The organism is uncultured Clostridium sp. (assembly GCF_947072515.1).
GTDB lineage: Bacteria > Bacillota > Clostridia > Clostridiales > Clostridiaceae > Clostridium.
Genome location: NZ_CAMTIG010000078.1, coordinates 1 through 12,572 on the forward strand (window position 1 = coordinate 1; position 12,572 = coordinate 12,572).

13 protein-coding genes are annotated in these 12,572 nt (G+C 27.0%); 2 read left to right on the forward strand and 11 right to left on the reverse strand.

The features are described 5' to 3' along the window. Positions 1–113 precede the first annotated feature (113 nt). The 5 genes from Q0W06_RS17570 to Q0W06_RS17590 form a co-directional block, all read right to left on the reverse strand. The gene (locus tag Q0W06_RS17570; protein WP_297638802.1) at positions 114–551 is read right to left on the reverse strand and encodes a DUF3021 domain-containing protein; all 438 of its coding nucleotides are present in this window, start codon (positions 549–551) and stop codon (positions 114–116) included. Beyond that, positions 552–1,001 (reverse strand): LytTR family DNA-binding domain-containing protein, encoded by a 450-nt coding sequence (locus tag Q0W06_RS17575; protein ID WP_297638805.1) that lies wholly within the window; start codon positions 999–1,001, stop codon positions 552–554. A 13-nt stretch (positions 1,002–1,014) separates the two neighbouring features. Next, a complete protein-coding gene (locus Q0W06_RS17580; protein WP_297638808.1) occupies positions 1,015–1,614 on the reverse strand; it encodes an isoprenylcysteine carboxylmethyltransferase family protein in 600 nt (199 codons plus the stop codon). A 196-nt stretch (positions 1,615–1,810) separates the two neighbouring features. Next, complete coding sequence (locus tag Q0W06_RS17585; protein ID WP_297638811.1) at positions 1,811–3,739, reverse strand: glycosyltransferase family 2 protein; 1,929 nt, start codon at positions 3,737–3,739, stop codon at positions 1,811–1,813. 78 nt (positions 3,740–3,817) lie between these two features. Then, a complete protein-coding gene (locus Q0W06_RS17590; RefSeq protein ID WP_297638814.1) occupies positions 3,818–4,966 on the reverse strand; it encodes a rhodanese-like domain-containing protein in 1,149 nt (382 codons plus the stop codon). A 239-nt stretch (positions 4,967–5,205) separates the two neighbouring features. Here Q0W06_RS17590 and Q0W06_RS17595 point away from each other — a divergent pair, with 239 nt between their 5' ends. Continuing rightward, a complete protein-coding gene (locus tag Q0W06_RS17595; RefSeq protein WP_297638817.1) occupies positions 5,206–6,180 on the forward strand; it encodes a DMT family transporter in 975 nt (324 codons plus the stop codon). A 56-nt stretch (positions 6,181–6,236) separates the two neighbouring features. Here Q0W06_RS17595 and Q0W06_RS17600 read toward each other — a convergent pair whose 3' ends face one another. Beyond that, positions 6,237–7,229 carry a LacI family DNA-binding transcriptional regulator gene (locus Q0W06_RS17600; RefSeq protein WP_297638820.1) on the reverse strand — a complete coding sequence of 331 codons (993 nt, stop codon included), beginning with the start codon at positions 7,227–7,229 and terminating at the stop codon, positions 6,237–6,239. Between the two features lie 210 nt (positions 7,230–7,439). On the opposite strand from Q0W06_RS17600, the gene Q0W06_RS17605 reads away from it, so the two are divergent. Then, positions 7,440–7,970, forward strand: coding sequence for a GNAT family N-acetyltransferase (locus tag Q0W06_RS17605; protein ID WP_297638823.1), 531 nt, complete (start codon positions 7,440–7,442; stop codon positions 7,968–7,970). Positions 7,971–8,012: 42 nt separating this feature from the next. Here the strand turns inward: Q0W06_RS17605 and hcp are convergent, their stop codons facing one another. From hcp to Q0W06_RS17630, 5 genes are all read right to left on the reverse strand, one after another. Beyond that, a complete protein-coding gene (gene hcp, locus Q0W06_RS17610; protein WP_297638826.1) occupies positions 8,013–9,674 on the reverse strand; it encodes a hydroxylamine reductase in 1,662 nt (553 codons plus the stop codon). 31 nt (positions 9,675–9,705) lie between these two features. Continuing rightward, positions 9,706–9,885, reverse strand: a complete 180-nt coding sequence (locus tag Q0W06_RS17615; protein ID WP_297638829.1) for a ferredoxin — start codon at positions 9,883–9,885, stop codon at positions 9,706–9,708. 188 nt (positions 9,886–10,073) lie between these two features. Next, positions 10,074–10,418 carry a hypothetical protein gene (locus Q0W06_RS17620; RefSeq protein ID WP_297638832.1) on the reverse strand — a complete coding sequence of 115 codons (345 nt, stop codon included), beginning with the start codon at positions 10,416–10,418 and terminating at the stop codon, positions 10,074–10,076. Positions 10,419–10,433: 15 nt separating this feature from the next. Further along, complete coding sequence (locus Q0W06_RS17625; RefSeq protein ID WP_297638835.1) at positions 10,434–11,720, reverse strand: MFS transporter; 1,287 nt, start codon at positions 11,718–11,720, stop codon at positions 10,434–10,436. A gap of 81 nt (positions 11,721–11,801) precedes the next feature. Beyond that, complete coding sequence (locus Q0W06_RS17630) at positions 11,802–12,458, reverse strand: TetR/AcrR family transcriptional regulator (protein WP_297638838.1); 657 nt, start codon at positions 12,456–12,458, stop codon at positions 11,802–11,804. Positions 12,459–12,572: the final 114 nt, after the last annotated feature.

The following is a 12,572-nucleotide window of genomic DNA, read 5'->3' on the forward strand; positions in this document are numbered from 1 at the left end:
AATACTATTTTATTTAGTTCGATTAAATCTGTCCACCTTTTTATACTAACACCACCTTTAATTTTATGGTTCTAGTATTAATTAATCTATGCTATTCAATAAGCTTAATGTTTTCATGATTTTTTTCTTAATTTTATATTTTTCAATTCTTCATTTAATTCTTCTGCATACACTGTATATTTTCTTGTATAAAAAAACCAAAATCCCAATATCCAAACTATATAGAAGAATATAAACCCAATTATTCCCCATGTGTTTCTAGGCATCCAATGCATATACCACGCAACTGGAATAAACGGTAATAAACTTATCCATTGAATTGCTGTTTGCTGAAGTCTACTCAATTTTTCAATTTTATATATTGTTGAACCTGCATAACAATATCCACCTATAATTCCAGCTGCTATATTTTGTATTAATACTACTTCCCAAGTTACTGTGTAACTAAATTTAAATATACAAATACTTAAAGTATAAAATACTTGTCCTATAAAAACTCCTATCGGTATTCCTTTCAAAAATCTTTCTAAAAATATCTTTCCATACTTCATCTATTTCCCCTCCATTTTTATGAAGTCTTTAACTTTTTTTATATATCGCCTTGAAATATTCTCTTTTCTCTCATTAACTAAATTAATAATAAGGTTTCCTCCAAAAGATAACTCTATATTATTAATTTTTTCAATATTCACAATGGCAAACTTAGATACCCTTACAAATGAAAGATTTATAAGCATTTCTTCTATTTCATAAAGCTTTAATTTAATTTCAAAACTCCCCTCTTCCGTATCTACCATTATCTTTTGAGAATCACTATAAAAACAAATAATATCTTCTGGCTTTAATATATATATTCTCTCATTTTTATTTCCTAAAAAATTTTCCACCTTTTTTTCCTTTAGTTTATTCATTATTTCTAAAACTTCATCATCTAATTTTCTAGACTTTATCAATACCTCCAGCTCTTTATATCTATCATCTATATCTAAGTCTATCTTCACATTTCTAGCTCCTTTATAAAATTTTAGGAATTATAAATTTAGTTTCCTTTTTATAATCTAAATAGTCTTCACCAAACCTTGAAATAAGTGCTTTTTCTTCTATTTTTATTCTATAAGCATACATCAGTATTAAAATTACAATAGTAATGACTAAATTCACCTCATTTCTAAGTGCCATGGACATCCCTATCATTGTTATTACTGACCCAAGATAAGCAGGATGCCTAACTAATTTATAAATTCCTCTTTTTATTATTTTTTGATTATCTCCTGTACATACATGTAATGTAAAGGCTTTATCTAAAAGCTCTACCGAATACACCCTTATAATTACTCCAATTAACATCATTATAACTCCAATATATTGAAATATAGATAATAATAATCTTCGCTCTATTTTCGTATAAAAATTTAATGCAACAATAAACCATGTACAAAATATAATTACATAAAATGATCCTCCATCTTTTTCAATTTTCTTTTCTGAATTTCTTCTAGTTTTATTACTAATATAAAATTCACTAATAACAAATATACAAAACCCTATAATAAAACTATAAAAAATCCATGTTGAAGTAAAATTATCATTTAATATAAATACCACTTTATTCATTTATTTTTCCTCCTAACCTAATACCTATATTTAAATTATATATAGAATTTTAAAGTTTGATATGCTTTTTAATTAAGAGGTGTTTATTTTGTTTTAACCGTTAAATTTTTCTTATTGAAATACAATGTTATTTGCTTATTATCTTTTTCTATTCACAAGTAAAAAGAAGCTACTTAAAGTAACTTCTTTATAAATTTTATGCATTGATATTTTCTCTATAAATATTCTTTTCTTCATCTTTTTTCAAATCTTTTTCTAAATCATAATAAGGTTTTAAATTTTCTATATATAACTTTATAATTTCTTCATATTGCTCTACATCTAATCCTTCAAATTCTATTCCTAAGAACTTCTCTTTACTTCTTGCAACACGACCTTTTAATATTAAATCCTGTAATTTAAAATATATCTTCTCATTTCTTTCTATACTTAATTCCTTATTTAATTCTATTCCCACACCTTTATCAGATATATCCTTTAGTTTACCTTCTATTTTTTCATTTTTTATTTTTACTGCTACTTCAATTTCGTCTTTAACAATTGCTCTTTCTGTATTTCTAAAAATAGGCTTTTGGTATGCTACTTTCATTGCAATAAACAATCCAATTCCATTATATATACTCCATATTAAATTCAGAACAACATAGCTTGGCATAATTCTACCTACTCTGATTAGGTAAATACAAATCCCCCAAGACATAACAGTTCCTATTAATAATATTAAATGCGGTAAAATAAATCTAAATTGAAAATATGATTTTTCATGTATCTCATCCTTTGCAGTTACTTTAAATCCTACCGGGTTTATACACAAAAGTTCTGATAATATTGATGCACTTATACTTGGTGCCATAACAGTTTCATAATAATGAGACCACTTTAGATTTCTTGTTCCTGGTGAAAGTATTTTAAACACAATCATTTGAGATACTAAAAATGGTATATAGAAAGGTAACAATTGTAATACAGTTGCTTTTATTGAAAGTATTCCAAATAAAAGGTATGCTATAGGTGCAAATATATATATTATTTTTTGCAAACTTGAAAACCAATATACAAGCCCATCAATATACGCTATTCTTTGATTAAATTTTAATCCTTTTAAAAATAATGGATTATTTCTTTTAAATACTTGAACATTTCCTCTTGCCCATCTTTTTCTTTGTTTTATAGATTCTTCAAGAGTTGTAGCACTAAGTCCTAATACTAAAGGTTCATTTACTAATATTGAACTATATCCTTGTGCTTGAAGTTTCATTCCAAGTGCCATATCTTCTGTAATTGAAAATGTTGGAAATCCTCCAACTGAGTCTAAATGCTCTCTTCTAAAAACTGCATTTGTTCCTACATGTAATACTGCATTTATAGATGCTCTGGCTTCTTGTATATCTCTCATAAACATATCTTGCTCATTTGGGATATTACTTCCCATATTATATTGATACATATCCGCATTATAATAACTTTGAGGAACTTGTACAAAAGCTAAATTGTCATCATCTATAAAATATTGCATTGTTTTTACTAAAAAATTATTTTTAGTAATCATATCTGCATCTAAAATGGATATAAATTCTCCTTTAGTAAATTTCAATGCATTATTTATATTACCTGCTTTTGCTCCCTCATTATCTTCTCTTGTTATATATTTTACTCCATACTCCATACATAAAGATTTTATCTCTTCTCTTCTTCCATCATCACATATATAAATATTTAATTTTTCTTTATTATAATTAAGATATTTTGCTCCTATTATTGTTTTTCTTAATAAATCTTTTGGTTCATTATATGTACAAATTAATATATCTACTGATGGTACTTTATCTGAGTAGACATCTTTCAATATCTTTTCATCCAATTTATATTTTCTAGTTGAAAAATACTGAAAATTAAAAAATTGTATAATACCCATTCCTTCTGCCACCAAAAGTAATATTCCCATTACTAATGATAGCCCTCTTGTTGGTATTACTGTAAATCTCCATATAACATAAATTATTGAAGATATAGATCCAAATAATAAAAATAAAAATCTAAGGAATTTAAATTTTCTATAAAGTATATAAGCAATTATATTTACAATAAAAAAACTTATTAAATATATCTCTCCTATAGCAGTCATTGTCATCCATCCTTTATTTAAAAATTGCCAAATAAATTATAACACTATCATTTGTCCCCATTGTTAATGATTAGTAAATTATCCAATTTCAACTGGATTTTTCTCATTACTGCTCCATCCTATCCACCCATCACTATATACACCTATATTTTCATATCCTAAAGTTTTTGCATAAAAGTACACCTCACTTGCTCTCCATCCACTTCCACACATAAATACTAATTTTTTATCTTTATTTATTTCTTTCCATAAATGCTCTATATCTTCTCTAGACTTCATAGTTCCATCAATATTCCTATAATAATCTAAACTATTTGCACCTTCAAAACCTGCATATCCAAACTTTGCTTTAGGAATTCTTGCCGCCTTATCATAATATGAATACCCTGATATTTTTCCTAAATATTCATCTAATGTTCTATTATCAACTAGTTCAAATTCTTCTTTCTCTATATTTTCTCTTACTTCCTCAGTCCTTATTATGACTTCTTTATTTTTAGGTATCTCTACTCCAAAATTATTTTTTCCCACTCTATTTTCTTTTTTATGACTTAATGGATACCCCATTTTTTCATAATACTCTAATCTCCCATTTAAAATCATTACATTCTCTATTCCCATGTACTCAAAAATCAAAGCTACTCTAAATGCTGCCATTTGATCCCATGCTGTAATTACCACATTATCTTTATAGGCTAAACCATATTTTTCAGCTACCTTTTCTAATACTTCTTTTTTTCCTATCTTCCAAAATGGTGGTGGCTCAACTTCATCTGTATCTATATAAACACTTCCTGGTGCATGTCCTTTCATAGAAGTATCCTCTTCTTTTCCAAATCCTACATGAAATATTTTTATCTTTTCATTTTTTATAATAAATTCTGGTGGTACTAATATCTTATAATTTTTATAACATTCTACTAAATCCTTATCTTCCTCATTTAGTTCTCCCATATCAAAATAATCTATATTTTTCATCTCTTTAAATATTTCAAATCCTTTATTTAATTCTTCAATTTTAGAATAACAAAGAACTAGTTTTTTTCTATTATCTAAAATAATATTTTCCCCATCTATCCATCTTACATATAAATTTATAGCACCTTTTATATGTCCCCCTATTTTCTCTTCATTTAGTTTCCATCCATTAAATGAATTACTATCTCTTAAATCTATAAATATATAATTATCTTTCAAAATATTTTCTCTTAATTTTACTCTGTCCATATAAACTCCTTATCTTCTAATTTTCCAAATTAATTTTACTATACTTATCTTTCTACTTTTATTCATTTTGCTCTTTTTAACATTTTAGTGCCTATTTTTCATTAAAAATACATGTATTTTTAATTAAATTTAGCTCTTTTTTGTAAAATAAAGATGTTTTAGCTTTTAAATTTCTTTTTATTTATTACAATTTAATAGTTACAATTTAATAGTTACAATTTAATAAAGGAGTTTTAATAATGAATAAATTTAAAAATACCAATCTTGCCCTTATTGGTAATGGTGCTGGATTAATCTCTGGTATTACCTGGGCTATGAATACCGTTTTAATCGGAATTGCTTTAACATTAAATCCACTTGGTAGCCCTTATATGGCTTTCTTTGCACCTTTTTTAAGCAATTTCTTAAACGATGTGTTCGTTTGTTTTTGGACTTTTATAACTTTAGTTATACGTGGAAAAATAAAACAAATAATACCAAGCTTTATAAGTAGAAATGGAGCTATTTTAATAATTGCAGGAATTTTAGGTGGCCCTCTTGGAATGTTATTTTATATTTTAGGAGTTAAATATTCTGGAGCTGCTTACGCTTCTATAATTTCTTCAACTTATCCTGTTTTAGGAGCTATAATTGCAAGAATATTTATGAAGGAAAAACTTCCTATGAAAACTTATTTAGGACTTATATTAATCATTTTTGCTGTAATTTATATAGGGTACAAGCCTGGAAGTCTTTCTGCCCATCATCCTGATATGGCACTTGGACTACTTTTCTCATTCCTTTCAGCTTTAGGTTGGGGAATTCAAGGTGTATTCTTATCATGGGGAATGAAAAAAGAAACTATTTCTCAACATATGGCACTTTTAATTACTGTTACTTCATCTTTATTTATTGATTTAGCAATAATACTTCCTTTTATAGGCGCATTAAAATTTATAGTTCCAGTTATATTCTCACACTCTGGTGCTGTAGCATTTTTGGCTGCCTCTATTGGAGCATTTTCAACATGGATCTATTATGTATCTGTTCATAAAATTGGTCCATCTAGAGCCATGGGACTTAATATAACTTATGGTGTATGGGCAGTAGTTCTTCAAGTTATTTTTATGCACAATCATATAGATTTCAGACTATTAGTAGCTGCTATCATAATCATAATTGGTGTACTTTTAGGTTCTGCTAGAAAAAAAGAACTTACACCAGTAATGGCATAAATATTTATATGGACTTATAAAATAAAAATCTCAAGGAAAATTCCTTGAGATTTTTATTATTTTACAGTAGCTCTTTCTACTAAATAAGGTCTCATAACTATATTTTTATTTTCAACTTCTTCTTTATTTATCAGTTTTAACAAAAGCTTTGCTCCCTCTACTCCCATCTTAGAAATAGGTTGTGCTACTGTTGTAAGCTCCGGCTCTATAAATGAGCATATATCAATATTATCAAATCCTAAAACATTTATATCTTTAGGAATTTTATATCCATTTCTTAAAAGATACTTTATTCCTCCAAAGGCCATAACATCACTTGAATAGAATATTGCATCAATATTTTTATTCTTCTCCATCAGTTCTTTAGTAGCTCTAAATCCACCAGCCATTGAAATATCTTCTTCAACTACATATTTATTTTTAATTTTTTCTGTATTTTCTAAGTAACTTTGAAGTCTTACATTAATTTCATTCTTCATAGGTTTCTTTGTAATAAAAGAAATATTTTCATGTCCTTTGCTTAAAAGATATTCAATTCCTAATTTTATGCCTAATCTACTATCACAATAAACAGTATTATATTTTTTTTCATCTTCTAAAACCCTATCTACTAAAACAAAATCTATATTATTACTTTCTAATATTTTTACATTTTCAAACTGTCTATTTACCGGAATTACTATAATTCCATCAACTGCTTTATTTATAAGAAGTCTTATATTTTCCTCTTCTCTCTTCTCATTATTTAAAGTATTACAAAGAATCATGCTATACCCATTTTCATTTAATACTCCTTCAATGGCATTTACCATTTCACTAAAAAATGGATTGTCTATTGTAGGCACTATAACTCCTATACTAAATGTTTTTTTCATACTTAAACTTTTAGCTAAATAATTAGGAATATAATTTAGTTCTTTTGCCTTATCAAATATCTTTTTCTTTGTTTCTTCTGGAATATTTTTTCCTTTGTTATTTAAAACTATAGATACAGTAGTTTTAGATACATTAAGTTCTTTAGCTATATCCATAAGTGTTGTTTTTCCCATATGCTTTACTCCAATTCTAAAATATTATCTCTTCTAATTAAACCATAAAATCTCATGATAGTTAAGTTTACTTTACTTTTATTCAATAAAGCTTATAAATTGCACCATATCTCTTCTTGTGTTATTCCTTTAAACACTATTTAAACATATATTTTCCTTTCAAAATATTGTATAATTTATTTATTACATTTTTTACCATGCGGAGGATTAATGGAACTTCTAATTACAGATAGATTAATTTTAAGACCTTGGAATATAAATGATAGTAAAGATCTTTTTGAATATGCAAAAACAGATTTAGTAGGCCCAAATGCAGGATGGCTACCACATAAAACTGAAAAAGAAAGTAAAAATACTATATTATTTTTTACTAAAACAAAAGAAGTTTTAGCAATTGTTTTAAAATCTGAAAATAAAGTTATTGGTAGTATTAGTCTTCATACTTCGTGCCCTCATAAATATTTAAAAAACTTAAATCAACGTGAGTTAGGATATGCTCTTAACCCTAAATATTGGGGAAATGAATATATAAAAGAAGCTGCCCTAGCAGTTATTGATTATGCTTTTAATAAAATAAATTTAGATATTATTTGGTGTGCTCATCAAGATACTAATAATAACTCTAAAAAAGTTATTGAAAAATTAAACTTCACTTATACCTTTTCAAAAAATCTAAATAATAATTCTATACTTTACTATTACTTAAAAAATCCATCTAATAATATCTCTTTAACTAGCTAAAACAAGGTGTTGTATTCTATACAACACCTTATCATTTTCTTATTAAATTCTAGCTTGAAGTAATCTTTTTAAATCCTCTTCAGCTGTTTCTATTGGTCTTATGTTGAAATTATCAACTAAGAATTGTAATACATTTGGAGTAATAAATGCTGGTAATGTTGGCCCTATAATCATTCCTTTTATTCCAAGTGATAGCAATGCAAGTAAATCTGCTACTGCTTTTTGTTCATACCATGATAATACTATTGATAATGGTAAACTATTAACATCTGTTTGGAATGCATCACTTAATGCTAATGCAATTCTTGTAGCTGAATATACATCGTTACATTGCCCTACATCTAAAAGTCTAGGAATTCCACCTATATCACCAAACTCTAATTTATTAAATCTATACTTTCCACAAGCTAAAGTTAAAATGATACAGTCTTTTGGAACTTTTTGTGCAAATTCAGTATAATAATTTCTTCCTGGTTTTGCTCCATCACATCCACCAATTACGAAGAAATGTTTTATATCTCCATTTTTAACACCTTCAACAATTGCTCCAGCATTTTTTAATGTAGCATCATGTCCAAACCCTACAATAATTTCTTTTACTTCTTCATCTTCTGTAAATCCACCAAGTTCTATTGCTCTATCTAACATTTCGCTAAAATCTTTTTCTCCACTTGGTAATTTACCTACATGTTTAACTCCATCCCATCCAACAACATTAGTTGTATAAATTCTATCTTTATATGAATCTCTAGGTTTCATTATACAATTTGTTGTCATTAAAATAGATCCTGGAATATTATCAAATTCTTTTTGTTGATTTTGCCATGCACTACCGAAGTTTCCAATTAAATTATCATATTTCTTAAGTTCTGGATATCCGTGTGCTGGTAACATTTCTCCATGAGTATATACATTAACACCTTTTTCTTTAGCTTGTTTTAAAAGTATTTCTAAATCCTTTAAATCATGCCCAGAAATTATTACAAATGGTCCTTTTTTAGTATTTACATTAACCTTTGTTGGTGTTGGATGTTTATATATTGTTGTATTAGCATCATCAAGAACCTTCATAATTTCTAATGCTATTTCACCTGTTTTTTTCATAAGCTCTATAATAGCGTTTAAGTCTATACTTTTATCTGTTATAGCAGCTAAAGCTTGGAAGTAAAATTCATCTACTTCTTCACTATTATATTTTAAAAATCTTGCTTGATGTCCATAAGCTGATATACCTTTTAATCCATATAAAATCGTATGCTTTACTGATTTTACATCTGGATCTTCTCCGTTATCTCTATCTAATCTAGCCATCTTTGCATCTTCTAGCATTCCAGATTTTTCGTTACTTAATGTATATGTAACCTGTTCTCTATCTGCTAAATTTTCTATATTTCCTGCTAAACTTTTTAATTCACCTTTTAATGATTGTGACTCTTTTAATAATTCAACATGCACATCTGCATCAAAGTTTACATTTGTTAATGTTGTAAAAAGACAATCCTCTATAAATTTAGAGAACTTAACCTCTACCTTACCACCATTATCTAATATCTTCTTAGCTAAACAACTAATTCCTTCTAATTGGTAAATAAGCAAATCTTGAAGTCCGGCTACTTCTGGAGATTTTCCACATACTCCTACTCTCGTACAGCCCTTTCCTCCTACAGTTTGCTCACATTGATAACAAAACATTGGTGTATCCATTATAAAGCCTCCTCTTAAGTTTATTTATATATTAATTAATACTTATTGCACCAACTGGACATCCATCTTGTGCACTTGCTAATAAATCTCCTGTTAACTCAATATCTTTTGCCGATGATTTTCCATCATCTCCTAAAGAAAATATTTCTGGACATGTTGATTCACATGCTCCACACCCTATACAAGTATCCTTATCTACTGTTGCTTTCATAAATTTATCCTCCTGTTAGCTTCATCTATAGGTTTACATTCCTATATTTTCTATTATATAAAATATATTCCTAGAAATATATGATATTTATCACATATTATTAGATTACCCTTTTATATTTAACTTATCCTCTAATCTATTATTCTTTACTTTTATATTTATGAATTTCATAAAATATTTTTCTTATCTTAATTTTTATTTATTGAGAAACTAAAGCTTTCTTCTATATACATTTCCATTCCCTTAAACCATTTTGGAACATATACTTTTAAAATTTTATTTAAGTAATATCCCATTAAAGTTCCTACAATAGTAAATACCAATTGTATTCCCATATTAGTTGGTACTACTATTACAACTATATCTTTAAGCATTACATTGCAAAGCCAAAATATAGGAAGTAATAAAAGTATTAAATCAACTAAACAGACTGACAATACTACTGTTGTTAATGCAAAAGCTAATGGTACTCCAACTAAGATATTAAATATTTTTAGTATTGTATAATTTATTATTCTAAACCCTTTTTCCATTTTTAATCTCCCTCTTTAAAGACTTGCGCCTATTTTTTCATTAACCATATTCTCTTCTATTTCTTCACTATTTAATTTTCCAAAAGATTTCTTTGATATTATAGTAATTACACCTCCCGCTATAGCTGCACCAAAAATAATCCATGAAACATTATTTTTTAGAACTTCAAAAAGATATCCATATAGAACTTGCCCTATTGGCTGAGCGCACATTCCTATAGCTAAACAAAATGAAATTACTTTCCCAATTAAGTGCCCTGGTGTTTCTCCTTGTATAAAAGTTAGCATTTGTATACTAAATATAGTCGATACAACCATAATGATAAAACAACAAACTGTTACAATAACATAAGAAACTCCTGTTGACATTTTAAATGCAAGTGTTAATCCCATTGGTATTAAGGCTAATACATTAAAAACTAAAAGCATATAACTATTAGAAATTCTAAGTTTTTTAACTAATACTCCTGTTAATATCCCTCCACATAAACCACCTAAAGCTATAAAACCTTGAGTTACCCCATAAGCTTGACTAGAAATACTTAATCTTTCAATCATAATAACTGGAACTCCAATTATTATCATTGCTGTAAAACATAAATTAAAAAGTGAAATTATAATAATTGTTTTAAAAAGTACAGGTTTTTCTTTAATTATGAAACTAACACTAGTTCTTATATCTTTCTTTACTATTGAAATCACACTATCTTTAAATTCATTTTTTATATAAGGTATTTTCATAATCATTTCTATAAAAACAGCCACAATAAAACAAGCTATACTAGCTATTAATATAGGTATTAATCCATAAAATCCATATAAAAGACCTCCTATTATTGGTCCTATTAAATTAGCTAAAGAACTAACTTGATTGATAATAGCATTTCCTTTTAATAAATCTTCTTTTTCTACTAAAAAAGGCAGACTAGCTTGAACAGATGGTTGATAAGCTCCTTGTATTCCATATAGAATCATTAAAGTAACAACTATTAATATTGGTAAATTTACTTTTCCCATAGAAACTGTAAATCCAATCATTAATATTGCTGTAATAAAATCTAATATCACCATAATATATTTTTTATTTACCCTATCAGCTATAATTCCACCAAAAGGTGTTAATATAATCATTGGAATAAAGGAGCAAGCTGACACTAACCCAAAAAGTGCTGCTGATCCTGTCTTATCTAAAAGATATAAGGGAAGTGCAAACCTTAAAATTGCATTTCCAAAAAGAGAAATGATTTGCCCTATTACCATTAACATAAAATTTTTGTTTAAAAGTTTTTTATTATTTTCCATATTATCCTCCTCATAATATATGCATACATTCGTTTGGTATGTATATTCTCAAAATTAAACTGCCTTTCTTAGGCAGTAACTTTATTCTTTACTTTTCTCAATTATTAAACGATACTTTTCCATTATTTCAAAAAATTCTTCATTAAATACTGGAAGACCTAACCCTTCAGTCAATCCTTTTAAAAACTCAAATTTATTTCTAAATTCCTCTTGATTTGTATAAAAAACAGAGGGATTCATCCATACATTCATTAAAATCATCATAGTTTCAGCAATCTCTTTAGGATTATTAGTTTTTATAGATCCATCTTCCATTCCCTCTCTAATTACAGGTTCTATTACAGATGGTACTATTTTTTCTACTACTTCATAAATTTGCTGTGTTAAAATTTTAGGATTTTTCATTAATGTTGGTGCTGCTTTAATAAGCTTTTCTTGTGCAGGATTCTTTAAAGATTGAAGTAGCATTTTTCTTAATTTCTCTAAACCATTTTTAGGAATACTGTTATCCATCTCTACCATATCCTCTTCAGATCCTTTATAAAGTCTAGGTATTACAGCTTCAATTATTTCTTCCTTTGATTTAAAATGATGATAAATTGCACCTTTACTTAAATCTCCTAAAGCATCTACAATATCTTGAATGGTTGTATTATCATAACCCTTTTTCAAAAACAATTCCATTGATGTATTTAAAATACGATTTATAGTAATCTCTGGATTCTTATTTCTTGCCATTTCCTATCCTCCTTTCACATACATTCGTTTGGTATGTTTTAATAATAAGACGTTTTCCTTTTTATGTCAATACTTTTTTTTGTAAAAAAAAGGATAAATTCTTATTTATCCTTT

Coding starts and splice junctions, on each gene's coding strand:
- Q0W06_RS17595 (WP_297638817.1), top strand. CDS start 5,206: ATGAATAAATTTAAAAATACCAATCTTGCCCTTATTGGTAATGGTGCT.
- Q0W06_RS17580 (WP_297638808.1), bottom strand. CDS start 1,614: ATGAATAAAGTGGTATTTATATTAAATGATAATTTTACTTCAACATGG.
- Q0W06_RS17625 (WP_297638835.1), bottom strand. CDS start 11,720: ATGGAAAATAATAAAAAACTTTTAAACAAAAATTTTATGTTAATGGTA.
- Q0W06_RS17600 (WP_297638820.1), bottom strand. CDS start 7,229: ATGGGAAAAACAACACTTATGGATATAGCTAAAGAACTTAATGTATCT.
- hcp (WP_297638826.1), bottom strand. CDS start 9,674: ATGGATACACCAATGTTTTGTTATCAATGTGAGCAAACTGTAGGAGGA.
- Q0W06_RS17620 (WP_297638832.1), bottom strand. CDS start 10,418: ATGGAAAAAGGGTTTAGAATAATAAATTATACAATACTAAAAATATTT.
- Q0W06_RS17585 (WP_297638811.1), bottom strand. CDS start 3,739: ATGACTGCTATAGGAGAGATATATTTAATAAGTTTTTTTATTGTAAAT.
- Q0W06_RS17615 (WP_297638829.1), bottom strand. CDS start 9,885: ATGAAAGCAACAGTAGATAAGGATACTTGTATAGGGTGTGGAGCATGT.
- Q0W06_RS17630 (WP_297638838.1), bottom strand. CDS start 12,458: ATGGCAAGAAATAAGAATCCAGAGATTACTATAAATCGTATTTTAAAT.
- Q0W06_RS17570 (WP_297638802.1), bottom strand. CDS start 551: ATGAAGTATGGAAAGATATTTTTAGAAAGATTTTTGAAAGGAATACCG.
- Q0W06_RS17605 (WP_297638823.1), top strand. CDS start 7,440: ATGGAACTTCTAATTACAGATAGATTAATTTTAAGACCTTGGAATATA.
- Q0W06_RS17590 (WP_297638814.1), bottom strand. CDS start 4,966: ATGGACAGAGTAAAATTAAGAGAAAATATTTTGAAAGATAATTATATA.